At 63.7% G+C, this 25,073-nt stretch carries 26 protein-coding genes; 9 read left to right on the forward strand and 17 right to left on the reverse strand.

From position 1 onward, the window contains the following. Positions 1 to 39 precede the first annotated feature (39 nt). The 3 genes from slmA to argB form a co-directional block, all read right to left on the reverse strand. Complete coding sequence (gene slmA, locus ABQJ48_RS06955; RefSeq protein ID WP_367836907.1) at positions 40 to 735, reverse strand: nucleoid occlusion factor SlmA; 696 nt, start codon at positions 733 to 735, stop codon at positions 40 to 42. Further along, complete coding sequence (locus tag ABQJ48_RS06960) at positions 702 to 1,505, reverse strand: pyrimidine 5'-nucleotidase (RefSeq protein ID WP_367836908.1); 804 nt, start codon at positions 1,503 to 1,505, stop codon at positions 702 to 704. The genes slmA and ABQJ48_RS06960 overlap by 34 nt, the downstream gene beginning before the upstream one ends. Positions 1,506 to 1,763: 258 nt before the next feature. Beyond that, a complete protein-coding gene (gene argB, locus ABQJ48_RS06965) occupies positions 1,764 to 2,663 on the reverse strand; it encodes an acetylglutamate kinase (RefSeq protein ID WP_007179687.1) in 900 nt (299 codons plus the stop codon). Positions 2,664 to 2,924: 261 nt separating this feature from the next. Between argB and ABQJ48_RS06970 the strand changes: the two genes are divergently transcribed. Continuing rightward, positions 2,925 to 3,149 (forward strand): cysteine-rich CWC family protein, encoded by a 225-nt coding sequence (locus ABQJ48_RS06970; protein ID WP_367836909.1) that lies wholly within the window; start codon positions 2,925 to 2,927, stop codon positions 3,147 to 3,149. A 48-nt stretch (positions 3,150 to 3,197) separates the two neighbouring features. On the opposite strand, the gene ABQJ48_RS06975 is transcribed toward ABQJ48_RS06970, so the two are convergent. Beyond that, the gene (locus tag ABQJ48_RS06975) at positions 3,198 to 4,850 is read right to left on the reverse strand and encodes a tetratricopeptide repeat protein (RefSeq protein ID WP_367836910.1); all 1,653 of its coding nucleotides are present in this window, start codon (positions 4,848 to 4,850) and stop codon (positions 3,198 to 3,200) included. 124 nt (positions 4,851 to 4,974) lie between these two features. On the opposite strand from ABQJ48_RS06975, the gene ABQJ48_RS06980 reads away from it, so the two are divergent. Together ABQJ48_RS06980 and ABQJ48_RS06985 are read left to right on the forward strand one after the other, a co-directional pair. Continuing rightward, positions 4,975 to 6,285, forward strand: a complete 1,311-nt coding sequence (locus ABQJ48_RS06980; protein WP_367837017.1) for an ATP-binding protein — start codon at positions 4,975 to 4,977, stop codon at positions 6,283 to 6,285. Further along, on the forward strand, positions 6,282 to 6,824 hold the full coding sequence (locus tag ABQJ48_RS06985) for a response regulator transcription factor (protein ID WP_367836911.1): 543 nt from the start codon (positions 6,282 to 6,284) through the stop codon (positions 6,822 to 6,824). The genes ABQJ48_RS06980 and ABQJ48_RS06985 overlap by 4 nt, the downstream gene beginning before the upstream one ends. 147 nt (positions 6,825 to 6,971) lie before the next feature. Here ABQJ48_RS06985 and hslU read toward each other — a convergent pair whose 3' ends face one another. From hslU to ABQJ48_RS07030, 9 genes are all read right to left on the reverse strand, one after another. Continuing rightward, positions 6,972 to 8,318, reverse strand: a complete 1,347-nt coding sequence (hslU, locus tag ABQJ48_RS06990; protein WP_367836912.1) for an ATP-dependent protease ATPase subunit HslU — start codon at positions 8,316 to 8,318, stop codon at positions 6,972 to 6,974. A 9-nt stretch (positions 8,319 to 8,327) separates the two neighbouring features. Continuing rightward, the gene (hslV, locus tag ABQJ48_RS06995) at positions 8,328 to 8,864 is read right to left on the reverse strand and encodes an ATP-dependent protease subunit HslV (protein ID WP_367836913.1); all 537 of its coding nucleotides are present in this window, start codon (positions 8,862 to 8,864) and stop codon (positions 8,328 to 8,330) included. Between the two features lie 443 nt (positions 8,865 to 9,307). Continuing rightward, the gene (gene dksA / locus ABQJ48_RS07000) at positions 9,308 to 9,727 is read right to left on the reverse strand and encodes an RNA polymerase-binding protein DksA (protein ID WP_367836914.1); all 420 of its coding nucleotides are present in this window, start codon (positions 9,725 to 9,727) and stop codon (positions 9,308 to 9,310) included. A 644-nt stretch (positions 9,728 to 10,371) separates the two neighbouring features. Further along, positions 10,372 to 11,466, reverse strand: a complete 1,095-nt coding sequence (locus ABQJ48_RS07005; RefSeq protein ID WP_367836916.1) for a CobW family GTP-binding protein — start codon at positions 11,464 to 11,466, stop codon at positions 10,372 to 10,374. A 188-nt stretch (positions 11,467 to 11,654) separates the two neighbouring features. Further along, complete coding sequence (locus tag ABQJ48_RS07010; RefSeq protein WP_367836917.1) at positions 11,655 to 12,857, reverse strand: class I SAM-dependent rRNA methyltransferase; 1,203 nt, start codon at positions 12,855 to 12,857, stop codon at positions 11,655 to 11,657. 87 nt (positions 12,858 to 12,944) lie between these two features. Next, positions 12,945 to 13,868 (reverse strand): tyrosine recombinase XerC, encoded by a 924-nt coding sequence (gene xerC / locus ABQJ48_RS07015; RefSeq protein ID WP_367836919.1) that lies wholly within the window; start codon positions 13,866 to 13,868, stop codon positions 12,945 to 12,947. Positions 13,869 to 13,912: 44 nt separating this feature from the next. Then, a complete protein-coding gene (locus ABQJ48_RS07020) occupies positions 13,913 to 14,635 on the reverse strand; it encodes a DUF484 family protein (RefSeq protein ID WP_367836921.1) in 723 nt (240 codons plus the stop codon). 57 nt (positions 14,636 to 14,692) lie between these two features. After that, entirely contained in the window at positions 14,693 to 15,568 is an 876-nt protein-coding gene (gene dapF, locus ABQJ48_RS07025; RefSeq protein WP_367836922.1) for a diaminopimelate epimerase, read from the reverse strand. Positions 15,569 to 15,675: 107 nt separating this feature from the next. Next, the gene (locus tag ABQJ48_RS07030) at positions 15,676 to 16,560 is read right to left on the reverse strand and encodes a lipid A biosynthesis lauroyl acyltransferase (protein ID WP_367836923.1); all 885 of its coding nucleotides are present in this window, start codon (positions 16,558 to 16,560) and stop codon (positions 15,676 to 15,678) included. 277 nt (positions 16,561 to 16,837) lie between these two features. Between ABQJ48_RS07030 and metK the strand changes: the two genes are divergently transcribed. After that, the gene (gene metK / locus ABQJ48_RS07035) at positions 16,838 to 18,028 is read left to right on the forward strand and encodes a methionine adenosyltransferase (protein ID WP_367836924.1); all 1,191 of its coding nucleotides are present in this window, start codon (positions 16,838 to 16,840) and stop codon (positions 18,026 to 18,028) included. A 198-nt stretch (positions 18,029 to 18,226) separates the two neighbouring features. Here metK and ABQJ48_RS07040 read toward each other — a convergent pair whose 3' ends face one another. Beyond that, entirely contained in the window at positions 18,227 to 18,604 is a 378-nt protein-coding gene (locus tag ABQJ48_RS07040) for a hypothetical protein (protein WP_367836926.1), read from the reverse strand. On the opposite strand from ABQJ48_RS07040, the gene ABQJ48_RS07045 reads away from it, so the two are divergent. Together ABQJ48_RS07045 and ABQJ48_RS07050 are read left to right on the forward strand one after the other, a co-directional pair. After that, a complete protein-coding gene (locus ABQJ48_RS07045) occupies positions 18,603 to 19,046 on the forward strand; it encodes a hypothetical protein (RefSeq protein ID WP_367836928.1) in 444 nt (147 codons plus the stop codon). The two genes, ABQJ48_RS07040 and ABQJ48_RS07045, sit on opposite strands and share 2 nt — an antisense overlap. A gap of 19 nt (positions 19,047 to 19,065) precedes the next feature. After that, the gene (locus ABQJ48_RS07050; protein ID WP_367836930.1) at positions 19,066 to 19,827 is read left to right on the forward strand and encodes a phytanoyl-CoA dioxygenase family protein; all 762 of its coding nucleotides are present in this window, start codon (positions 19,066 to 19,068) and stop codon (positions 19,825 to 19,827) included. A 122-nt stretch (positions 19,828 to 19,949) separates the two neighbouring features. Here the strand turns inward: ABQJ48_RS07050 and ABQJ48_RS07055 are convergent, their stop codons facing one another. Then, a complete protein-coding gene (locus ABQJ48_RS07055; RefSeq protein WP_367836931.1) occupies positions 19,950 to 20,156 on the reverse strand; it encodes a DUF3185 family protein in 207 nt (68 codons plus the stop codon). 214 nt (positions 20,157 to 20,370) lie between these two features. On the opposite strand from ABQJ48_RS07055, the gene mgrA reads away from it, so the two are divergent. Further along, on the forward strand, positions 20,371 to 21,414 hold the full coding sequence (mgrA, locus tag ABQJ48_RS07060; RefSeq protein WP_367836932.1) for an L-glyceraldehyde 3-phosphate reductase: 1,044 nt from the start codon (positions 20,371 to 20,373) through the stop codon (positions 21,412 to 21,414). Between the two features lie 73 nt (positions 21,415 to 21,487). Here mgrA and ABQJ48_RS07065 read toward each other — a convergent pair whose 3' ends face one another. Then, on the reverse strand, positions 21,488 to 21,670 hold the full coding sequence (locus ABQJ48_RS07065; protein WP_367836933.1) for a hypothetical protein: 183 nt from the start codon (positions 21,668 to 21,670) through the stop codon (positions 21,488 to 21,490). A gap of 280 nt (positions 21,671 to 21,950) precedes the next feature. After that, positions 21,951 to 23,231 carry an MFS transporter gene (locus ABQJ48_RS07070; protein ID WP_473094104.1) on the reverse strand — a complete coding sequence of 427 codons (1,281 nt, stop codon included), beginning with the start codon at positions 23,229 to 23,231 and terminating at the stop codon, positions 21,951 to 21,953. A 495-nt stretch (positions 23,232 to 23,726) separates the two neighbouring features. Between ABQJ48_RS07070 and ABQJ48_RS07075 the strand changes: the two genes are divergently transcribed. Continuing rightward, entirely contained in the window at positions 23,727 to 23,939 is a 213-nt protein-coding gene (locus tag ABQJ48_RS07075) for a hypothetical protein (protein ID WP_149668694.1), read from the forward strand. Between the two features lie 93 nt (positions 23,940 to 24,032). Further along, positions 24,033 to 25,061, forward strand: coding sequence for a serine/threonine protein kinase (locus tag ABQJ48_RS07080; RefSeq protein WP_367836934.1), 1,029 nt, complete (start codon positions 24,033 to 24,035; stop codon positions 25,059 to 25,061). The last annotated feature ends 12 nt before the right edge of the window (positions 25,062 to 25,073 follow it).

Consider the following 25,073-nt stretch of genomic DNA (forward strand, 5'->3'; position numbering starts at 1 on the left):
CGTCGCTGGCAGACCTCCGAGCGTCGCGTTCGGCGCGGACTACTGAAGAATTAGCAGCAGTTGCGCGTCGGCATTTTCGGCGGGCGCACGCGCGAAACCGCTGCGTACGTAACGATGCCAGCGGCCGATGATGTAACTCAGCAGCAAGCTCGCGCGGATCGCGGGATCGTAGCCGGCGGGCAGCGGGACCGTGGCTCGGGCGGCCAGGTCGGCGGGTTCGTCCGCAGCGGCGATCGCTTCGGTCTGCGCCAGCCGCAAGCACTGCTTGAGCGACGCCTCGACGCGCTCCAGCATCTGATTGACGCGCTCGGTCAGCCGTTCGTGCTCGCCGACCAGGGCTTCGCACGTCAGCACCCGGGTCATGCCGGGGTTCTTCGCGGAGAAATTGAGCAGCATCAAGGCGATGCCGCGCGCTTGCAGGACGCCGTTGCTTTCCCTGTCGGCGATCTGGTTGATGAGGCCGAACAGCGTTTGCTCGATGAACTCGATCAGCCCTTCGAACATTTGCGCCTTGCTTGCGAAATGCCGGTACAGCGCGGCTTCCGATACGCCGAGCCGGGCGGCGAGCGCCGCCGTGGTGATCTTTTCGCTTTTCGGCGCTTCGAGCATCGCGGCGAGCGTCTGCAGGATATGCACGCGCCGCTCGCCGGGCTTCAGGCGCTGCGCGCGCTGGGCGGCCGGCGCAGCGGCTTCGGGTTCGGCTAAGGCTTGGTCAGGCTTGTCGATCGGCTGCATGGCTGTCGTCCCGGCTGCTGTCCCTTCCATCGTACCGAGCGGCTGCCCAGTCGTAGCGATTTTAACGAACGAATGCTCCGGTCCACATAGTGCGGCCGGCCGGTGCCCGGCAGACGCGTCGGCACACCGTCCGCGTGCGGCTTGCGCGGCAGATGGCCGGTGATCCACACGGTGCGGATGCCGAGACGCCGATAGTGCTTCAGATGCGAGCGCGTGTCCTCGACAAGGATCACGTCCTCGAGGGACACGTGTGCGTCGCGCATGGCCTTGCGCAACATCGCGTGGTCGGGCTTGGCGCGCCAGCGGCGGCGATCGCGCATGTGCTCGATGGCAATCACCTGCTCGAACAGACGCTCGATGCGCAGTTCGGCGAGCACGGCGCGCGCGTAAGCCTCGGGCGCGTTGGTCAGCACGATTTTGCGGCCCGGCAGCGCCGCGACGAGGCGCGCGATGCCGCGCTCGTGACGGATCATCGAGCCCAGATCGGGGAACGTGTGGACGACCTTCAGGAAGTCGTTTCCGTCGAACGGATGGTGGCGCGTCAGCCCGAGCAGCGCCGCGCCGTAGCGCCGCGTATAGCCGGTGCGCAGACGGTTGGCTTCGTCGATGTCCACTTGCAGCGCGTCGATGATGTACTGCGTCATCCCATGGTTGATCGCCGGGAAGATCGCATGTGACGCGCGGTGCAGCGTGTTGTCGAGATCGAACAGCCAGACCGGCTTGCCATCCGCGATATGCGGACGACGGCGTCGGGAGGTGGGGGTGCGCATGATGAAGGCCGCCCGTTCAGCTGCGCACGACAGCTGCACGCGCCGAACGCGCAGAGTTCACGATGCGGGCGTTTGAAGAAGAGACGAGAGCATGCCGGCGCGACGAGGTAGCATGTGCGGGGCCGCGGTATGCGTTGCCCCGGATGCGGCCATAGGTGCCGCACGCGCGATCAGCGGTGCCAGCAGTGCGATAGGAAACGCACGACACAAACGACGCCCCGTTGCAGCGCGCCGTCGGTGCCAGGCTCGAGGCAGGAATCAATGTGAGCGGATCATCGTGCCGAACGGCTGTTCGGTGAGAATCTCCAGCAGCACCGAGTGCTCGATACGGCCGTCGATAATGTGCACCGAGCGTACACCGCTCTTCGCCGCGTCCAGCGCCGACGAGATTTTCGGCAGCATGCCGCCGGAGATGGTGCCGTCTGCGAACAGGCCGTCGATTTCGCGAGCGGACAGGTCGGTCAGCAGATTGCCTTCCTTGTCCATCACGCCGGGGATGTTGGTCATCATCACGAGCTTTTCGGCATTCAGCACGACAGCGAGCTTGCCCGCCACCAGGTCCGCGTTGATGTTGTACGACAGGCCGTCTTCGCCGAATCCGATCGGCGAGATGACCGGAATGAACGCGTCGTCCTGCAGCGCTTTCACCACGGCCGGGTTGATCGCCTCGACTTCGCCCACCTGGCCGATATCGACGTACTGGCCAGGATTGTCGCGGTCCGGCATCAGCATCTTGCGCGCGTGGATCAGGCCGCCGTCCTTGCCCGTCAGGCCGACCGCGTGCCCGCCGAAGTGATTGATGAGCGTGACGATGTCCTGCTGCACTTCGCCGCCGAGCACCCATTCGACGACTTCCATCGTCTCTTCGTCGGTGACGCGCATGCCCTGGATGAACGTGCCTTGTTTGCCGATCTTCTTGAGTGCCTGGTCGATTTGCGGACCGCCGCCGTGCACGATGACCGGATTGATGCCGACCAGCTTCAGCAGGATCACGTCGCGCGCGAAGCCTTGCTTGAGCCGCTCCTCGGTCATGGCGTTGCCGCCGTACTTGATGACCACGGTTTTACCGTGATACTGGCGAATGTAGGGCAGCGCCTCGGCCAGGATTTCAGCCTTGAGGGTGGGCGCGATCTGCGAAAGGTCGGGAAGCTCGGACATGGCGGCAGGCTCAGGCACGGAACAGTTAAAACAGGCCGAATTGTACAGGACTGACGGGCTGCGACAGGGTTTTCGATCATGGCGCGGGCGGCGCCCGGCATGGACTTTTCGCACGGTGCAACGGGAGCGCTACAGCCCTGATTGGCGATCCAGCTTAACCTGCTCGCGTGAGGCTTGTGAATTAGCCGAACGGACGACTGACGCTGGCTTGCCGGTCGTGGCATCATCTCCTGACCGATGCTTGCGCGACATTTGCCCGCGATGAAACCGTCCGCTTCCCGTTCCCAACGCAGCGCGCGCTGCCCGCGCTGCGGCAACGCATTCGACTGTGCAATGCATGCGCAGTTGTCCGAGTGCTGGTGCCGCGAGATGCCGCCGTTGCCGGCGGACAGGCTCGACCCACGCAGCCGCTGTCTGTGTCCGGAGTGTCTGGCCGCGGAGATTGCCCGGGCGGCGCAGGCGGGACAAGGCGCTGATTTGCGCTGACGTACATGCGGCCCTCGGCATATCGCGCGCGCGGAGCGGCGACATTGACTACGCGTCGCTCAGTCGGGCGGCGCGATGTTGGGCCGCCAGCACGCGCAGGTCATGGGTCATGGCTTGCAGCGCCGGCTTCCATTCGCCGAAGCTGGACTGCCGGTACAGCGTCGCACTCGGATACCAGGGGCTGTCGCTGCGTTCGAGCAGCCAGACCCAGTGCGGATTGACGTCTAGCAGCACCCACGTGCGCTGCCCGAGCGCGCCGCTCAGGTGCGCCACTGACGTGCACACTGTGATGACCAGATCGAGTTCGCTGACAAACGCGGCGGTATGGTCGAAGCTCGCGAAGTCGGCGGTGTAGTCGATTATGGGCAGACCGGCCGCGCGAGCGGCGGCAACGTCGGCTGCCGCGCCCGGTTGCAGGGAATAGAACGCCGCGTCGAGCACGCCGCCCAGGTGTGCGGCATAGCGTTCCCAACCGACGCGCCGGAACGGATTGCGCTGATGGGAAACACTGCCGGTCCATGTCAGCCCGACTTTGAGCCGCGATTCTCCGGCTAGGCGCTTGCGCCACGACTCGCGCGCTGCGGGTTCCGCAATCAGATACGGCGTCTGGGCGGGGATCGTCTCCTCGTGCGTGTCGAAGATCAGCGGCAGGCTGAGTAACGGGATCTCGTAGTCGAATGGCGGCATCGATTGGACGCCGCCGCCCGCCGAGTAATGGTCCACGTGCGAGCCGAGGCTGCGTGCAAGCAGCGCGCCCATAGCCGGGAACGAATTCCAGTGCAGACGGCCGCCCTCGCGGTGCACCCGTTCGGCCAGCAGCGGAATATAGCGGGAGAACTGCAACACATCGCCCATGCCTTGCTCGCCCCACACGAATAGCGTTTTGCCGGCGAGCGGTTCGCCCCGCCACGTCGGTGCGGGCATTGCCGGGCGATTGCCGCCAAGTTCGCGCGAACCGTCCCAGCGTGCTTCATGCAATAACCAGCCGCGCGTGTAATCGCCACGCAGCAGTTGCAGCATGGCGAGATTGGAGCGCATGGCCGGATCTTGCTCAGCCAATCTGCAGGCCGTGGTTGCGGCTTGCTCCGCTTGCTCCCAGCGTTGCGCTTCGCGTAGCGCCAGCGCATAGTTGTTGTGCGTCAACGGACTGAGCGGCGATAACTGCACCGCGCGTGCGCCGGCCTTCAGCGCGTTGGGCAGATCCAGACTCATGCGGTACACGTTGGCGAGATTTGTCCAACTGTCGCCATTGCCCGGGTCGTCGCGCACCGCGCTTTGCAAAAGCGCAAGCTGCTCGTCGAGCTTGCCGCCGGTCAGCATGAGCGCGGCAGCGAGATTGTTGCGTAACAGCGGCAGTGTCGGCTCGATCTCGAGTGCTCGCCGATATGGCGCGATCGCGTCGCGATGCCGATTGGCCATTTGCAGCACGTAACCGAGACGAAAGTGCGGCAGAGCCCGGTGCGGATCGAGTTGGGCAATAATGGCAGCGAGGTCGATAGCGTCGTCATGACGATGCCGTTCGAGCAGCGTAGCGACGAGCGATTCGAGCGAAGCGTCGGCGAGCGGATGCAAACCCGCTGCGGCGGCAAGCCATTTGGCCTCCGTCCGCGCCATGCCGTTCTCACGGGCTGCAGCGGCTTCGCGCAAATAATTGAGAAAAGCTGACGAGGCGTCGACTTCGCGATTGGGAGTGGGCAGCATCGGAGGGCGCCGCGCAAGGCCGTGAACGAGAAGCACCGACCGTGCGACGCTGTCGAAAAGACAGCATGTTATGGCACCAGCGCGGCGAAGTCAGTCGGAGCCGTCCGAAAGGTGAACCAGTGTGATGCATCGTATAACCAACACCGGCCGGGTCAATCTAAGCCATTTGTTCTGGCTGCGCTGCCTTGCCATTATCGGTCAGCTTCTGACGATCGCATTCGTGCAGATCTTCATCGGCGTGCAGCTGCCGTTGCCCGCGATGCTGCTCGTGATCGGCCTCGAAGTGGCCTTCAACGCGCTCACGTGGTGGCGCGTTTGCCAGCAGCGGCCCGAATCCCATATGGAATTGTTCGGCCAGATATGGGTCGATCTCGGCGCGCTGTCCGCGCTGCTGTTTCTGTCCGGCGGCACCACCAATCCTTTCGTTTCGCTCTACCTGCCATCACTGGCAATCGCCGCCGCCGTGTTGCCATGGCATCTGATGGCCTGGCTCGCGGCGTTCGCCGTGGCTTGCTATGCGGTGCTCGGTTTCGATTCCGTGCCGCTGAACCTCGAGAACCCCGCAAACCTGTTTGAATACTATCGTGCCGGCATGTGGGTGAACTTCATGGTGAGCGTGGGGCTGATCGCATGGTTCGTCGCGCGCATGTCACGGGCGCTGCGGCTACGTGACGCAGCGCTCGGAGAAGCCCAGCAGCGCTTGCTTCACGACGAACGCGCCGTCGCGCTCGGCGTGCAGGCCGCCACCGTCGCACACGAAATCGGCACGCCTCTGTCTACAATCGCAATGTTGTCCGAGGAGTTACGCGACGCGGCACGCAGCGACAAAGGGCTCGCGCCGTACAGCGCCGACCTCGAATTGCTCGAACAGCAGATGAGCTTGTGCACGTCCGCGCTCGCACGCCTGCGCAGCCGCGCGTCGACGACGACCAACCGGCAGCCGGTCGATGAATGGCTCGAATCGTTTGCCGAGCAATGGCGCCTGCGTCATCCGCATGTGAGATTCGAGCGCGTCGGCGTGCCACCCGCGGACGTCAGCCTTGACGATACGGTGGCTGTCAGCCAGATCCTCACCATTTTGCTCGACAACGCGGCGCGAGCGAGCCGCGATCACGTGACGCTGTCGTGCTCGCTGGCCTCGCGCGGCGACCAGATCGTGTTTGAAGTCTGCGATGCCGGCCCCGGTATTCCGGCAGGGTTACGCGGCTTGCTCGGTTCCATGCCGGTGGATAGCGCGCAAGGCGGACACGGCGTGGGGCTCTATCTGGCTTTTTCGGCGGCGGCGCGTCTGAACGGTTCGATCGAGTTGACCGATGTCAGCGCGATCGCGCCGCGTGGAACGCGCGCCGTGCTCACGCTCCCATTCGCCGGGCACAAACTTTCCGGCGCGGCTCTTCAGGGCGCCGCGCCAACCAAAACGGAGAAACAGGCATGAGTGAACGGAATTTTCTTGTAATCGACGACGACGAGGTGTTCTCCGGCATCCTCGCTCGCGGTTTGACCCGGCGCGGCTACGCGGTGAGCGAAGCGCACAACGCCGACGAAGCGATCAGGCTGGCGAACCAGCAGAAGTTCAGTGAGATCACGGTGGATTTGCATCTCGGCAACGACTCCGGTCTCACGCTCGTTGCGCCACTGCGCGATTTGCAGCCCGAGGCGCGGATGCTGGTGCTGACCGGCTATGCGAGCATCGCGACGGCAGTGCAAGCGGTAAAGGACGGCGCGGACAATTACCTTGCGAAGCCTGCCAACGTCGAAACGATTTTGTCGGCCCTGCAAAGCGAAGCGAGCGCGCTGCAAGCGGAAGAGGCGATCGAGCATCCGACGCCGTTGTCGGTTGCGCGGTTGGAGTGGGAGCACATCCAGCGTGTGCTCGCGGAACACGGCGGCAATATTTCCGCCACGGCGCGCGCGCTGAACATGCATCGCCGAACATTGCAGCGCAAGCTGGCGAAGCGCCCGGTCAGGCAGTAAGCCCGGTGGGCGTTCGCATGCGTATGCTCGTGTGGTGAAAAGGCGAAAACGGGCTGCCTCGTCAAAAGCAGCCCGTCTTTTACGTCATATTCGATTGACGTCAGGCAATCCGCACGCGATTGACCTGACGCGAGAACAGCACCAACGTCACAGTACGTAACGCGACAGATCCTCGTCTGCGGCCACTTCGTTCAATGCGCGATCCACGTACGCCGCATCGATCTGCACCACGCGGCCCGAATGATTGCCGGCCGAGAACGACACTTCCTCCAGCAGCTTTTCAATCACCGTGTAAAGACGTCGTGCGCCGATGTTTTCGGTCTTCTCATTCACCGAATAAGCGATCTCGGCGAGGCGGCGAATCCCGTCGTCGGCGAATTCCAGATGCACGTCTTCGGTGGCGAGGAGTGCCTGATATTGCTTGACGAGGCTCGCATCGGTCGATACGAGAATCGATTCGAAGTCGTTCACCGACAGCGAGTCGAGTTCCACGCGAATCGGGAAACGGCCCTGCAGTTCGGGGATCAGATCGCTTGGCTTGGCCAGGTGGAACGCACCGCTCGCGATGAACAGAATGTGGTCCGTCTTCACCATCCCGTACTTGGTGTTGATCGTCGTGCCTTCGACGAGCGGCAACAGATCACGCTGTACACCCTGACGGGAGACCTCGCCGCCGCCGGCTTCACTGCGCGACGCAATCTTGTCGATTTCGTCGAGGAACACGATGCCGTTCTGCTCGACGTTCTGCACCGCCTTGGCTTTCACCTCTTCGTCGTTGAGCATCTTGCCGGCTTCTTCATCGGTGAGAACCTTCAGCGCTTCCTTCACCTTCATTTTGCGGCGCATTTTCTTGCCGCCGCCGATGTTCGCGAACATCGAACGGATCTGCTCGGTCATGTCTTCCATGCCCGGCGGCCCCATGATGTCCATGCCCACTTGCGGCTGTTCGACGTCCAGTTCGATTTCCTTGTCGTCGAGCAGGCCCTCGCGCAGACGCTTGCGGAACGTCTGGCGCGTGCTGCTGCCTTCGTCGGCGATGTCGACGGCGCTCGAACTCGCGCCGAAACCGATGGGGCGCGCGCCCGGCAGCAGGATGTCGAGAATCCGGTCTTCGGCCTGATCACAGGCCTTGGTCCGCACTTTGCGCATTTCCGTTTCGCGAGTTTGCTTGACGGAAATTTCCATCAGATCGCGCAGGATACTGTCGACGTCACGGCCGACGTAGCCGACCTCGGTGAACTTGGTGGCTTCGATCTTGATGAACGGCGCGTCGGCGAGCTTGGCCAGACGGCGCGCGATCTCGGTCTTGCCCACACCGGTCGGTCCGATCATCAGAATGTTCTTGGGCGTGATTTCCTGGCGCAGCGGTTCGTCGACCTGCTGACGGCGCCAGCGGTTGCGCAGCGCCACGGCCACGGCTTTTTTCGCACGGCCTTGGCCGATGATGTGTTTGTCGAGTTCCGAGACGATCTCGGCAGGGGTCATGGTGCTCATCGTGGGTCCTTACTCGATCGTCTCGATGACGCGGTTGTGGTTCGTGTAGATGCACATGTCGCCGGCAATCTCCAGCGACTTCTCCACGATTTCGCGCGGCGACAGTTCCGTGTTCTCGGCGAGCGCCTTGGCCGCCGCTTGCGCGTAGGCGCCGCCCGAACCGATCGCGCAGATGCCGCCTTCAGGGTCAAGCACGTCGCCATTACCTGTGATGACGAGCGTGGTGGACGCATCTGCGGCGATCAGCATGGCTTCCAGACGCCGCAGCATGCGGTCGGTGCGCCAGTCTTTCGCGAGTTCGACGGCCGCGCGCGTGAGATTGCCCTGGTGCTTTTCCAGCTTCGCTTCAAAACGGTCGAGCAGCGAGAAGGCGTCGGCAGTTCCGCCGGCGAACCCGACGAGCACCTTGCCGTTGTAGATGCGCCGGACTTTCTTTGCGCCGCCCTTCATGACGATGTTGCCCAGCGTCACCTGGCCGTCGCCACCGAGCGCGACCTTGTCGCCGCGGCGCACGGAGACGATCGTCGTGCCGTGAAATTGCTCCATATGCGTTCCTCTTTGCAAAACGGGTAGGCGCGGCAGCGCGGCGCGCTACCGGACAAATCCTGAAAACGGACGGCGCGCGACGCTCGGATGACGGTGAGCCGGCGCGCTCGTACAGCGTATGTCCGGTTTATTTTAGGGCGTGCGCGGTCATATCAAGACCCGCCAGATGGCATAAGACAAAAAACAGGGGGATGGCTACGGGGCCGCAATGGCTGCCGCGGCGGACCCGCAACCGCGAGGCCCGGGACTGCAGCAGGCAGTGTGTGGAGGCACGATGACAGGCGTCGGAGCGAGTATCGGAAAATAGCGCGCGCCACGCGTGCTCAACCTCGCGGCGCGCGAACCGCGCCGCGCCGTCCACAAGAAAAAAGGCGCACGGTTCACCGTGCGCCTCCCGACGAAGCAGCGTGTCAAGGCGCGGACCGGGGCCGCGCCGCCAGCGATCAGTCGCCGAACAGCTTCTGACGCAATTCGCGGCGCTCCTGCGCTTCAAGCGACAAGGTTGCCGTGGGTCGCGCGAGCAGACGCGGAATACCGATCGGTTCACCGGTTTCCTCGCACCAGCCATAGTCGCCCGAATCGATGCGCGCGAGCGATTGCTGCACTTTCTTCAGCAGCTTGCGCTCGCGGTCGCGCGTGCGCAGTTCGAGCGCATGCTCTTCCTCGATCGTTGCGCGGTCGGCCGGGTCCGGCACGATTACGGTTTCGCGCAGGTTCTCGGTCGTCTGGCCGGCATTGCGGAGGATTTCCGCCTGCAGCTGTTCGAGCTTGTTCCTGAAGAAGGCGAGCTGATCCTCGTTCATGTAATCCTTGTCGCTCATCTTCAGGATTTCGGCTTCGGTCAAGAGTCGTTTCGTCGTCATCTGGCTTACTTCTTCAATGTGAGGCAAAACTGTGCCGTCGTGCCCGCACTTTCGTATTGCCCGCAAAGACGTCTCGAGGACGCAAAGCGCCAAGGCGGGCACGGACGGTGGACTGTCTTGATGCCCAAGCGCCTGGCGCCCACACGGCGGGCGTCGCAACGCCAATGCGGGGCCGAACTCCTCTGGAAACGGATTCTCAAATGCTCCTGAGGTATTGCGCGCCGACAGGCTGGCCTTTCCAGGCTGGCGCCGCCGGATGTGTCGGCGTGATTCCCGGACGAGGTTTTCCGGCGCCGTCTACGGCCCGGCGCGACGCTGCGCTGACCGGGCAATTCGGTGTCATTCTCCAGTGGGCACGTATTGTAACTGAATGGCAATCCGGCACCGCAACTAGCGAAAATCTCCTGCAGCGCACCGATATCCCGAAAATATAGCGCGCGGCCGACCAAAAAGCGATGGTCGTGCACGCTTAATAGGGCAGGGTTTTCACGCGTTTTTCACGCGCTTGACGTTTTCTTACCCTTGCAACTGTGCTTTCAGTATTGGACAGATGATTGACCGGGGCCGCCGCGCCTCGATGCACGCATCATACGCAAGGGCGGCGCGAGGGGCGCACCGCCGCTCATGCCGCGCCGACGCTCAGGTTACGCGAGGCAGGCGTCCAGACCGTCGGTGATGAGGTCCTGCGGCAGTTCGATACCGATGAACACCATCTTGTTGGTCTTCTTCTCGACGGGCTGCCATTTCGCGGCGAGATCGCTGCCCATCATCTGGTGCACGCCCTGAAACACGACCTTGCGATCGACGCCCTTCATATACAGCACGCCCTTATAGCGCAGCAGGCGCTCGCCGTAGATCTGCAAAATGCCGCCGAGGAAATCTTCCAGCTTGTTCGGATCGAACGGGCGGTCGTTGCGGTACACGAACGACTTGATCTTGTCGTCGTGATGCGCGTGATGATGATGCGCATGATCGTGGCCTTCGTGCGCACACTGGCCGTGGTCGTGATCGCAGTCGTCGTGATCGTGGTCCGCGTGGGTGTGGCCATGCTCGTCGTGCGCATGCGCGTGGCTGTGCGCGTGCTCGTCTTCGACGAGGAAGTCCGGATCGATTTCCAGCTTCGAATTCAGGTTGAAGCCGCGCAGATCGAAAATTTCCTTGATGTCGGCTTCGCCAAAATTGACGGTCCTGATCGCGGCCTTCGGGTTCATGTGCAGCAGGCGGTGGCGCAGATCGGCCACGTGCGTTTCGTCGACGAGATCGGCCTTGGTGATGAACAGACGGTCGGCGAAACCCACCTGGCGCTGTACCACTTCGTGCTCGTCCAACTGGTGGTTCGCGTGCTTCGCGTCGACGAGCGTGATGATCGCATCGAGCAGGAATTCGCTGGCAATCTGGTCGTCCATGAAGAACGTCTGCGCGACCGGCCCCGGATTCGCGAGCCCGGTGGTTTCGATCACGACCCGGTCGAAATCCACTTCGCCCGACTGCTTCTTCGCCGCCAGATCGCCCAGCACGCGCGACAGGTCGCCGCGAATGGTGCAGCAGATGCAGCCGTTGCTCATCTGGATGATCTGCTCGCTCGTGTCCTGCACGAGGATTTCGTTGTCGATATTCTCTTCGCCGAACTCGTTTTCGATGACGGCGATCTTCATACCGTGCTTTTCATTCAGGATGCGCTTGAGCAGGGTCGTTTTGCCGCTGCCGAGAAAGCCGGTCAGGATGGTCACTGGAATCATGTTGGTCGCCTGTAGGTCGTGAAACGGTGCGTGATCGGAAGCATAGGGCGGGCGCGGCAGCCGGAGGGCGCGCAGCCCTGTCTAGCCGGTTATTGAAACATATCTGTCAAGCCCGCGCTCAGCGGTGGGCTCGGAGCCGCTGAGCGCGCCCCGCCGGCGTGCAAAAACAACCCCGAAACTATGGGCGATCAGGCGATTTGCAACAGCAGGCCCTTCAGGTATTCGCCTTCGGGAAAGGCCGTGAGCAACGGATGGTCCACACCCGCGCCGAGGCGTTTGAGAATGCGCGCGTCGACGCGCGCGTCGGCAGCCGCGCCGGAGATGATCTTCTGGAACAGCTCGGCGTCGATCGCGCCCGAGCACGAATAGGTGAACAGCAAACCGCCTGGTCGCAGCAGTTTCAGGCCGGTCAGATTGATGTCCTTGTAAGCACGCGACGCGCGGTCCACGTGTTCACGCGAGGGCGCGAATTTCGGCGGATCCAGCACGATCAGGTCGAAGCGCTCGCCTTCGTCATAAAGGCGCCGCAGCGTCTTGAACGCGTCCGCGTCGAGCCATGTGGCGCGCGCGGCGTCGAAGCCGTTGGCCGCCACGTTCTGTTGCGCGAGCGCCAGCGCTTCGCCCGATGAATCGATCGACACGACGCGTTTGGCGCCGCCCTTGAGCGCCGCCAGCGAAAAGCCGCCGGTGTAGCAGAAACAGTTCAGCACGTCGCGATCATGCGCGAGCTGCTGCACCAGCAAGCGGTTGTCACGCTGGTCGACGTAAAAGCCGGTCTTGTGCCCGTTGCGCACGTCGACGTGATAACGCACGCCGTTTTCGCTCGCGATCAGAGCTTCGGAAGGCGGTTCGCCCGCCAGCACGCCGGTGATCTGTTCCAACCCCTCCTTCTGGCGAATCGACACGTCGGAGCGCTCGTAGACATTCGGGCAGCCGGTCGCGCCGACCAGCGCCGCGACGATCGCTTCCTTCCATGCCTCGACGCCCGCCGCCATGAACTGGCAGACGATTTGACTGCGCTGGCCCGCGTCCTCGGCAATGTAATGATCGACGATCAGGCCGGGCAGGCCGTCCGCTTCGCCGAAAATCAGCCGCATTGCGCCGGTGTCGCGCACCATCGTCTGGCGATGCACGAGCGCGCGCTCGACGCGGCGCTTGAAGAATGCGTGGTCGATCGGCTCGGCTTCGTCGAAGCTCCACACGCGCGCACGAATTTGCGAATGCGGGCTGTAGGCGGCCCGGGCAAGGAAGCGGCCGTCGTGCGCGCGGACGAGGACAGTCGCGCCGGGCGCGGGATTGCCGTCGACGCGGTCGATCGCGTTCGCATAGACCCACGGATGACGGCGCAGCAGCGATTTGTCTTTCGACGGTTTCAGGGTAACGGTGTTCATCAGGGTGTCTGCAGAGCATTGGGCCGCGTGGCCACAGGCACGCGGCGATAAAGCGAAACCGGGGACCGGCAGCCGCGCGAAGCGGCGTCAGTTGCGTTTTTTGGCGCGTGGATGCGCCTCGTCGTAGACGCGCGCGAGGTGCTGGAAATCGAGCGCCGTGTAGACCTGCGTGGCGGTGATGCTGGCGTGGCCCAGCAACTCCTGCACCGCGCGCAGATCGCCGCTCGATTGCAATACGTGCGTGGCAAACGAATGGCGCAGCACGTGCGGGTGCACGTTGGCGGGAATGCCGGCGACCAGCGCCGCGCGCTTCACGCGCTCACGCACGGCATTGGGCGACAGGCGATTGCCGCGCGCCGACAGAAACAGCGGATGCGGGTCGTGCTTCACCATCTGGTCGCGCACCGCGAGCCATGCATTCAGCGCACTGATCGCCTTGCTGCCGACCGGCACGACGCGGCGCCGGTTGCCTTTGCCGAGCACTTCCACTTCTGCGGAGTCCAGCTTCAGCCAGCCCGCGGAACGGTGGCCGTCGGTGTCGGTGAAGCGGGCGTCGAGGCCGACCAGCTCAGCCAGACGCAGCCCGGACGAGTAAAACAGTTCGAGCATCGCGTGATCGCGCAGGCCTTCGGGCGATGCGGCAACCGGACTGTCCATCAGGCGCGTGGCGTCGTCGACGGAAAGGGCTTTGGGCAGCGTTCTCGGCTGCTTCGGCGCGCGCACGGTGGCGACCGGATTGGCCGGCAGATCGACGCGCCCGGCGAGCCACCGGTAAAACGCGCGCCACGCCGACAACCGGTGGCTGATCGAACGCGCTGTGAGACCGCCCGCGTGCGCGCGCGCCACGGCGCCGCGGATGTCGACGGCGGTGAGGCTTTCGAGCGGCCGGCCTTTGGCCAGCAGAGTCAGTTGTTCGAGTTCGTGGGTGTAGCCGCGCAACGTATGCGCCGACAGCCGCCGCTCATGTTCGAGATTCGACAGATAGGCAGCAATGGGGTCGGCGGCGGTCACGGTGGGCTTTTGAGCGGCGGGCGGGGCGTGGGCGGCGAGCGCGATCAGCGCGGCAGCAGCCGGCTGAGCGCGGCGCTCGCCAGTGCGCTGATCTGCGTCAGGAAGTCGGTGGCCATGCCGTCGTGGAAGCGGCGCGCGTCGGCCGAGCCCATCACCAGCAGGCCGAAGGTGGCGGCTTCCTCGTTGCCCTCGGGGTCGCGCAGTGCGAGCAGCGCGATCGATTCGGTGACGTGCGCGGGCTCGGACGTCGCGTTGCCGGCCGGGTTCTCGTCGGCCACCGTGCTGACCGACGGCACCAGCCACTGGGCGGCCTCGAAGCCGGTGTTCGCGCCGCAGTATGGCGTGGTGAGGCTGCTCGCGAAAATGCGCACTTCCTCGCCGACATGGCGCGCGAACTCGGCCTGGGCGTAAGGCTCGGCCACGTCCCACACGCGCAGCGCGGCTTGCGGCACGTCGAAGACATCGCGCAGACCGTTGGCGATCGTGCGCGGCAACGCGTACGGATCGCGCTCCGCCATCACGCGGATGGTCCAGCGGTTGAATTTCGACGCGATGCTGTCGTTCTCGTGACCGTAGCGCAGCAGTTCCGCGAGGCGCCGTTCGAGATGCTTGTTCTTGTCGCGCAGCATTTCCATCTGCCGCTCCTGCAGCGACACCGCGGCTTTGCCGTGCGGATTCGCGAGCCGGATGGTCGCGAGCATCTCCGCATGTTCGGCGAAGAATTCTGGGTTGGCGAGCAGGTATTCGGCGACTTCGCGATCGTTCATGGTTTCGGCTAAAGGACTACGGGACGACGCGCGCGAGCGGCGCATCGATCAATGAGTTTAAGCGGTCGGGGCGTCGGCCAGTTCTATCTCGCCTTCGAAGACGGTGACCGCGGGGCCCGCCATCAGGAGCGGCTCGCCTTCGCGCGTGTCGTCCCACAAGATGGTGAGCTTGCCGCCGTGCGTGTGCACCACTACTGGCGCATCCAGCAGCCCGCGCCGGATGCCGGTCGCGACCGCGGCGCAGGCGCCCGTGCCGCAGGCCAGCGTTTCGCCCGCGCCGCGTTCGTAGACGCGCAGCCTGATTTCGCTGCGGCCGACGATCTGCATGAAGCCTGCGTTCACCCGCTGCGGGAAACGCGCGTGGCGCTCGATCACCGGACCTTCTACTAGCACCGGGAAGGCCTCCACATCGTCGACCACCTGCACCGCGTGCGGATTGCCCATCGACACCACCGAGACCCAGCGCGTCGTACCGCTCACGTCGAGCGGCCAGAGCGTGTCCGTGCCTTGGCGGCGGCCTTCGAGGCCCTGGGTGGCGAACGGCACGCGTGCCGGGTCGAATACCGGCGCGCCCATGTCGACCACCACTTCGCCGTTGTCCTGCATGCTCAGCGTGATGATGCCTTTTTGCACTTGCACGCGCACGCTGCGCCGCTCGGTCAGGCCGCTATCGAGCACAAACTTGACGAAGCAGCGCGCGCCATTGCCGCAATGCTCGACCTCGCCGCCGTCGCAGTTGAAGATGCGATAGCGGAAATCGACGCCTTCGAGCGTGGGCTTTTCGACCAGCAGCAATTGATCGGCGCCGACGCCGAAATGCCGGTCTGCGAGCGCGCGCACTTGTGCCGGTGTGAGGTCGACCGGTTGGGTGTAGCCGTCGAGCACGACGAAGTCATTGCCCGCGCCCTGCATCTTGGTGAATTTCAGTTTCATCACGCTATTGTAAGTGACACGCCCATGGGTACGCCGAACGCCGCGCTATTTCCGCGCTGCGACGGTTGTTGCGGCGACTGCTGCTCGCGCTGGCCGCGCGGCTCGGCTCAATACACGCTGGGCTCGCCCGGCGGCCGGGTTTTGAAGCGTTTGTGCACCCAGTAGTACTGCTCGGGGATCAGAGGAATCTGCTCTTCGAGAAACGCGTTCATGCGCCGTGCGTCCGCGTCGTCGTCGCCGGTGGGATAGTGGTCCCACGGCTTGAAGACCCTGAGGCGATAGCCCTTGTAGTTGGGCAGCACTTCGCCAATGAACGGCACCACCTGCGCGCGTCCGACCTTCGCGAGACGTCCCACGGCGGTCAGCGTGCAGGTCGGCACGCCGAAGAACGGCACGAAGGTGGAATTGCGCGCGCCGTAATCCATGTCCGCACCGAGCATCACGGGTTTGCGTTCGCGCAGCCAGCGCAACACGACTCGCGCACTGTCCGCACGGCTTGCCATGTCTGCGCCGAAACGCCCGCGCGCCGCTTTGGCGACCTGTTCGAGTTCGAGGTTCGACATCGGCTGATAGAGCGAGCCGCACTGGCGCTTGAGCGAGTAGTTCAGAAAGATCGAGCCGGCCTCGATGCCGACGAAGTGCAAGCCCAGAAAGAGCGTGGGCGGCAGATCCGGGTCGGTCAGATCGATCGCACTGTCGAGCTGGATCAGCTTTTCCAACTGCCGCGCCGAGCCGAACCACTGTACGCTGCGTTCGATGTAGCTGCGGATCGCGTGACGAAAGTGCTTCTGCGCAACTTCGTTGCGGCGCTCGTCGCTCCACTCGGGGAAGCACAGCTTGAGGTTGATATGGACGATGCGTTTGCGCCGGCTTGGAACCTGATAAAGCAGCCAGCCGAGGCCATCGCCGAGACGGGCGACGAGACCATACGGCAAGAGTGCAAAGAGTTTCAGCAGCCCGATTGCGAGTTGCGCGCCATAGCGGCTCAGCATGCCGCCTCCTGAAAAGGAACGTGGCGCGTGACGGGTTTCAGGAAAGCGGAAAAATTGACGTGACACCGCACTCGTGGACACTCTGTGACAATCAAAGGAAGTCGCTATAATACGGGCTTCGCCGAGTTAATAGACAACTTGCGGGGCGAAGCCAGCCGGTGCGATCCCTACGATCCGCGCCCGCCGGTAAGGTAATCCGCTAAAGCGTCGCCGCTTCAAGGCTCCCGAAGCTGGCTACGTGAAACTCAACCGTAACCACCCAACAGGAGTCTGCAACGTGGCAAACGACTATCTCTTCACTTCCGAATCCGTCTCCGAAGGCCATCCCGACAAAGTTGCGGACCAGATTTCGGACGCCATTCTCGACGCCATCCTGGCGCAGGACAAGTACTCGCGCGTCGCAGCCGAAACACTGTGCAACACGGGTCTCGTCGTGCTGGCCGGTGAAATCACCACCACGGCGAACGTGGACTACATCCAGGTCGCGCGCAACACCATCAAGCGCATCGGCTACGACAACACCGATTACGGCATCGACTACCGCGGCTGCGCGGTGCTCGTCGCGTACGACAAGCAATCCCCGGACATCGCGCAAGGCGTCGATCGCGCGCATGACAACAATCTCGATCAAGGCGCCGGCGACCAGGGACTGATGTTCGGTTACGCATGCGAAGAAACGCCGGAACTCATGCCGCTGCCGATCCACCTGTCGCACCGTCTGGTGGAGCGTCAGGCCAATCTGCGCCGCGACGGCCGCTTGCCGTGGCTGCGTCCGGACGCGAAGTCACAGGTCACCGTGCGTTACGTGGAAGGCAAGCCGCATTCGATCGACACCGTGGTGCTGTCCACGCAGCACTCGCCCGACATCGAGCTTGGCACGCTGCGCGAAGCGGTGATCGAAGAAGTGATCAAGCCGACGCTGCCGGCCGAGCTCATCAAGGGCGACATCAAATTCCTGGTGAACCCGACAGGGCGCTTCGTGATTGGCGGTCCGCAAGGCGATTGCGGTTTGACCGGCCGCAAGATCATCGTGGACACCTACGGCGGCGCTGCGCCGCACGGCGGCGGCGCGTTCTCTGGCAAGGACCCGTCGAAGGTGGACCGCTCGGCGGCTTACGCCGGCCGTTACGTCGCGAAGAATATCGTCGCCGCGGGTCTCGCGTCGCGTTGCCTGATTCAGGTGTCGTACGCCATCGGCGTGGCTCAGCCGACTTCGGTAATGGTCAATACGTTCGGCACGGGCCGCGTCTCGGATGCGACGATCACGCGTCTGGTGCAGGAGCATTTCGACCTGCGTCCGAAGGGCATCATCCAGATGCTCGACCTGCTGCGCCCGGTGTACGAAAAGAGCGCGGCGTATGGTCACTTCGGCCGTGAAGAGCCGGAATTCACGTGGGAATCCACGGACAAGGCTTTGGCGCTCGCCGAAGCGGCGGGCACCGAACCGGTTGCGGCGCTGGCGGAATAACACTGGCCGTTTCGCTGTAGCAAAACCCCCGCCTGGCGCGAGTCCGGCGGGGGTTTTTTATTGCCTTCGCGTTCGCTTCTTCATCGCGCGCAGCGATTCGCGGCATTGGGAAGTGTCAACCGAAGCCGGGGCACGCGCCCGCTTACGAACGACGAACGCGCTGCCATGGCAGCGTAAGCAACGTGTTCGCGAAGCGCCTCAACGGCTTGCAAAAGCGAATGCAAACCAGCCGCTGCTGCTGCTCGTCGACATGCGACGCGGGCGGCGGCTCGGATTCTGTGGCGCGGGCGGCGCAACGACCGCGGGCCGCTTTGCGACGGTCAGCCGCAGCGGGGTCGGCTTGCGCAACAGCGTGCGCAGCGAAAGGCGGCGTGAGCCGCCTTGCACACGCAATGCGGAGAAGAACGTATGAAACCAGGTGCGAATGCCGTCCACTGCTTTGGCATCGCGCCATTGTTCGCCCAGCGCGCGCGTGCGGGTGGCGTGATGACGCAGCGCACGGACGATGTGGCGGCGGGCGGGACGCGCCGCTTTCAGCGCGGCGCGGGTCAGGCGGGTATTCAGAAGAGTGTGCATGGCTTCACAGATAGGCAACGTGTCGCGCGACGGAACGTGCGCCGATAGCAGCACCAAGTGTGCCAATGGTGGTGTCGCAAGGGACGACGCGAAAGCCTGGAATTCGGCAGAAAAAAGCGCGGTTCACGGCCGCGTAGGCCGTGGCGGCCGCAGCGCGACCGGAAAATACAGAAGCGGCGATCAACATGCGTGCAGGCTACACGTGATCCATGACATCAGGAAGTCGGTTTTTACCCTGCGAATCCGGGTTTCTACCCAGTCGACAGCGTCGTTAGCCGAGCCGGTCGGCCCTGTTGCGGTCGATTATCGTGCGTGCTTGCCCATCTGGAGTGCGGGGCGATCGCGTACCGTGCGCGAGTCTCTTGCGCATGACCGCGGCGTTGAAGCAGCCGAATCAGCGCACAACCTGATCGCGCCCGCTTTACAATCGTGCATCGGCTAGTCGACAGTCACGGATCACCATGTCACTTCACTCGAAGAAAGAACAGATTCAAACGTTGCACGAGCAAGGCTTTGTTGTAGTGCCTGGATTGGTGTCGCCCGAGCGCTGCGCGGAACTCAGGCAGATCGCGCAGCAGCAGCTGCACGAAGCGGCGGCGCCGATCGAGTTCGAAGCGGATCTGCAATACCCGGGGGCACCGTCGTCGCGAACCTCGCCGGGCGGTCATACCGTGCGGCGGCTACTCGATGCGTACGGGCGTCATGAGGCCTTCGCGCAGTGGGCCACCGCGCCGGAAATTCGCGGCTGGATGGAGCTGTACTTCGGTGAAGAACCGCGCCTGTCGCGCGCGCATCACAACTGCATGATGACCAAGCACCCCGCGTACGGCAGCTTGACCGGCTGGCATCGCGACGTGCGTTACTGGTCGTTCGAGCGTGACGACCTGGTATCCGTGTGGCTCGCGGTCGGCGACGAAACGGTCGAGAACGGCGCGCTGTGGTTCGTGCCCAAGTCGCACACTGCAGCATTCACCTCCGAGCGTTTCGATCAGGCGAAGTTTTTCCGTTCCGATCTGGAAGAGAACCAGATGTGGATTCGCACGGCAGTGTCGCCCGAACTGAAGGCGGGCGACGTGGTGTTCTTCCACTGCAATACGCTGCATTCGGCCGGCAAGAATCTCAGCGATCAGGTGAAGTTTTCTCTCGTGTACACCTATCACGGCGCGAGCAATGTGCCGTTGCCGGGCACGCGATCGGCCGCGAAGCCTGAGGTGGTTCTTTAGATTTTTGCCTGCGGCGGCGCGGGGCCACGTTCATGATTCGTGTTCATGCACTGAGGCGCCGAGCCCCGTGCAGAACCGCCAGGCAAAACCGGCATCGCGCAAGTTCGCGAACACGCGACCGCTCACCGCTTGCGGCCGGACATCGCTACGCCGGTCAGGCCTGCGAGCGTCGTCACTACGCCTGCCACGATCAGCAGGATCGCCTTGTTGCTCGGCGAACCGGTGAACACGCGAGCGACGTCGCTGCTCACCGAGTTGAACGCCTGTCCGCCGAAATACAACAGCACGACCCCGCCGACAATCAGCGCGATTGAAATCGCCTTCGTCATATAGTCCTCCCTCTGCATTGACCGGCCAAAGTGTAGGTGAGGCGCACGCTATCGTCCATCCCGCATATTGGGCACCTGCAAGCGTCGCGTCGATTGGCTAACATAGCGTTTTGGCCGCGCTTCGACATAAACCTGAAAGCGGCATGCCTCCCGCAACGTGTGATCGTCTCACGCCCGCATCGGCCGGGCCACTTCACCAACAAGGACACTAGCAATGGCTTACGAAGCAGCTTCAGAACGCTATTCGGACATGCAGTACCGCGTCTGCGGCAAGTCGGGTCTCAAACTGCCGGCGCTGTCGCTCGGCCTGTGGCACAACTTCGGCGACACGACGCCGATCTCCACGCAGCGCGACATCCTGCGCACGGCGTTCGACCTGGGCATCACGCACTTCGATCTGGCGAACAATTACGGCCCGCCGTACGGCAGTGCGGAGACAAATTTCGGCCGTCTGTTCAAAGACGATTTCAGGCCGTACCGCGACGAACTGCTGATTTCGTCGAAGGCCGGTTGGGACATGTGGCCGGGCCCGTACGGCCAGGGCGGCGGCTCGCGCAAGTACGTGCTCGCCAGTCTCGACCAGAGCCTGCAACGCATGGGCCTCGACTATGTGGACATCTTCTATTCGCATCGCTTCGATGCCGACACGCCGCTCGAAGAAACCGCCGGCGCGTTGGCGAGCGCCGTGCAGCAAGGCAAGGCGCTGTACATCGGTATTTCGTCGTACTCGGCCGCGAAGACGCTCGAAATGACGAAATTGCTGGCCGAGTACAAGGTGCCGCTATTGATCCATCAGCCCGCGTATAACATGCTCAACCGCTGGATCGAGCGCGAACTGCTGGATACGCTGGAGCAGGTCGGCGCTGGCTCGATCGCTTTCACACCGCTCGCTCAGGGGCTGCTCACCGGCAAGTATCTGAACGGCGTGCCGGCCGACGCGCGCGTCAACAAGCCGGGCGGCGGATCATTGAAGCAGGAGCACTTGAGCGCGCAAAACATCGAGCACGTGCGCAAGCTCAACGAGATCGCGCAGCGTCGCGGCCAGAGCCTTGCGCAAATGGCGCTCGCGTGGGCATTGCGCGATCCGCGCGTGACGTCCGTGCTGATCGGCGCGAGCCGTGCGGAGCAGGTGCGCGAGAACGTCGGCGCGTTGAAGAACCTCGCGTTCTCGAAAGAAGAACTCGCGGAGATCGATCGCTACGCGACCGAAGGCGGAATCAACCTGTGGGAAAAACCGTCGACGGACCAGGCGATCTGATCCGTGTGAGCCACGCCGCGCAGAAGTAAAAGTCGCGAAGCGAAAAGCCGCCCACGAGGCGGCTTTTCGTTCGCTACACCAGCGCGGGCAGACCTTCGACCAGCACGACCGCGACCACCACGCCGAGCAGCGCGCCAAGCACACGCAGCACGTTGTGCCGCAGCTCCGTTTTGCACGGAAGCGCGCCAACAAACAGCGCACCGGCCAGAGCCATCGGGATGACCAGGATGAAATCGCCGATCGTGAAGTAGGTCATATTCGTCTCCTTATGTATTACTCGCTCGAGGCCGGCTCGCCGGGAGAAACCTGGCATGGCTCGCGCCCGCTTTGAGTATAGGAGACAGCGGGATCGACATCGCAGCCCTTCGCGGCTTGGCGGCGGCTTTTCGCAAGCTGCTGAACCCAGCACCGTAAAGGCTGCAGCGGTTGACGCATTGCAGCAAGAAGACCGGGAAAATCGGAGCGTTCGCTTACACTGGCCTTACTCTGGAGCGTTTTTCCATGCCCGTTGGGTCGCGGCCTGCATCGCTTGCGGACTACGCATTCGCCTGGTCGCGCCCGCGCAAACGCATCGCCGCGACCAGCCCGACGACGATCAAGATGCCGACGAGTCCCGCGACGCCATTCCATCCATGACGGGCCCAGACGTGGCCGCCGTACGAACCGATCACGCTCGAACCGATGTAGTACGCGAGCAGATAGAGCGCGGCGGCCTGGCCCTTTGCATCCCTCGCGAGGCGGCCGACCCAGCCGCTTGCCACCGCATGTCCGGCAAAAAAGCCGAAGGTCACGCAGGCGACGCCGGTCACGATCATCGTGAGGGGGTGCAGCATCGTGAGCGCGAGGCCGAGCTCCATCAACAGCAGACTACCGGTCAGCACGCGAGCGCGGCCGAACGTGTCGGCCATGCGCCCCGACCACGGCGACGCGACCACCCCGGTCAGATACACGACGAAGATCGCGCCGATCTCCGTCTGGTTCAGGCGATAAGGCGGCGCGAGCAGACGGTAACCGATGTAGTTGTAGAGCGTAACGAAGCTGCCCATCAACACGAAGCCGAGCAGGAACAGCAGCGGCAATCCCGGCCGTTTGAACTGCCTGAACAGCGCAGTGCGATGATGCGCGAAGCCGAGCCCGCGACGCGGCACGAAGTGACGCGAGGGCGGCAGCAGCGCGCGAAACGCGAGCATCGACAGCAGACCCAGCACACCGATCGTGCCGATCGCCACGCGCCACGAAAACAGATCCGCGACGACGCCGGTGATCACACGCCCGGCCATCCCGCCAATCGCGGTGCCGCCGACGTAGAGACCCATCGCGAGACCGAGTCCATCGGGATGCACTTCCTCGGCGAGATACGCCATCGCGACTGCGGGCACGCCACCGAGCGCGAGGCCTTCGAGCGTGCGCAGCAGGAGCAATTGATGCCAATGCGGTGCGATCGATACGCCGATGGTCAGCAGGGCCGATACCGTGAGCGACAGCGTCATCAGTTTGTGACGGCTCCAGCCTTCGGAGACGAAACCGGCGACGAACACGGCGAGCGCGAGCGCGGCGGTAGTGAGCGACAGCGACAAGCTGCTTTGCGCAGGTGTCACACCGAAGGCGGCGGAAAACGAGGGCAGCAATGGCTGCACGCAATACAGCAACGAGAAGGTTGCGTAACCGGCGAATAGCAACGCGATGCTGGCGCGCCAGTAGGCGCGCGTGCCGCGTTCGAGATATGGAACGTCACCGGCGGTGGAAGGCGGGGAAGCGCCGGGCGAAGTATCAACAGCCGAGGCAGCAGTCTGGCGGGATTGCGGCGGCGGGGTCACGGGCAAATCTCCTTGCGAAATGCGCAATGCTAGCGGAGGTAAAGACACGGCGTGCATTCGCTGGACGGCGCGGTGCTTCGAGCGACGACGGCGTCCAGACCGGCAGCGCGCGTGCACTGATTGCCGCAGCGATGACGAGCAACTGACGGGCCGCGAAGGCACGCGTGCGCGCTGCGCGGATTTGGCCAATCGTGCTGACGATTCACGTTTTCGATACGCCAGCCCGGCAGGGTTTATGATGGTCTGGCTACGACGTTTTACGCGCGCCCCCAGTCGCGCGCAGCGCAATTGAAACCGCATGAAGTGACGCTCAGCAGTCTTCGGTTCACGCTTTTCAAAGCCTCGCAAGACAGGAACAATGACTTGGACCTCTCACGCGTATTACGCGCAGCACACTTGGTGCGTACGCAACGTTAGCGGCGAAGCGGCGCTTTTATGATCACCTCGACCGGCATAAAATCACAAGGCCGGCTACGGGAGAAACGGGGAAATATCATGCAAATCGGTTCCATTGTCCGGTCGGTGCATATCGCCGTGCCGCAAGGCGCGCGCGGAATCGTCATGCGCATTCTTGGCGACATGGCCATGGTCGCGTGGTATGCCGGCGAACCCGGCGTTTCGCCGCACCTGAATACCGAGCCCTTCTTCCTCGAAGACCTGATCGACACCGGCGAGCAGGTGCGTCCGTCGAGTGCACAGATACATTGAAAGCAATTTGATTTCGAGGTGTGCGCCAGTTGTAATCGAGCAAGGTGAACCGTCGCCCTCGTCTTTGATGGCGCCCCGGCGCACAATGCGGACATGAACGACGACACTCTCGACTCACCGGACAGCGCGCGCAGCGCCGTGCCGTTCGCCCGGCTCCAGCCGGAAATCGTGCTCGACGCGCTCGACAGCGTCCTTGGCACCGTCGGCGTACGCACCGACGGTCGCATGCTGCCGCTCAACAGCTACGAAAACCGCGTGTACCAGGTGGGTGTCGAAGACGGGCCGCCGGTGGTCGCGAAGTTCTATCGTCCGCACCGATGGAGCGATGCGGCCATTCTCGAAGAGCATGCGTTCGTCGCCGATCTGGCCGCGCGCGAGATTCCGGCGGTGCCCGCGCGCGCATTCGAAGGCCGCACGCTGCATACCTTCGACGGCTTTCGCTTCTCCATCTTCGAGCGCCGGGGCGGCCGCGCACCGGAGCTCGACAGGCGCGACACGCTCGAATGGCTGGGGCGTTTCATCGGCCGCATTCACGCGGTCGGTCAGACGCTGGACTACAGCGAGCGTCCCACCCTCGACATCCACACGTTCGGCTACGAGCCGCGCGACTTCCTGCTCGCGCAACGATTCATCCCCGACGACGTGCGCGCCGCGTGGGAGACCGCAGTGAATCTCGCGCTCGAAGGCGTCGAGCGAGCGTTCGAGCGCGCCGGCCCAATCCGCATGCTGCGCACGCACGGCGACTGTCATCCGAGCAATGTATTGTGGACGGATGCCGGCCCGCATTTCGTCGACTTCGACGACAGCCGCATGGGTCCGGCGGTGCAGGATCTATGGCTGCTGCTGCCGGGCGAGCGCGTCGAAGCCTCGCGTGCGCTGGCGGATCTGCTCGCCGGCTATGAGGACTTCTGCGACTTCGAGCCTCGCGAACTGTACCTGGTGGAAGCGTTGCGCACGCTACGGCTGATTCACTACCAGGCGTGGCTCGCGCGTCGCTGGGACGATCCGGCGTTTCCGGCGGCGTTCCCGTGGTTCAACACACAGCGCTACTGGGAAGAGCGCATCCTCGAAATGCGCGAGCAGATCGGCGCGATGCAGGAAGGGCCGCTCTGGCCGGTGTGAACGTTGGTGTGG

Origin of the sequence: Paraburkholderia suaedae (assembly GCF_040812055.1) — a bacterium.
Lineage (GTDB): Bacteria > Pseudomonadota > Gammaproteobacteria > Burkholderiales > Burkholderiaceae > Paraburkholderia.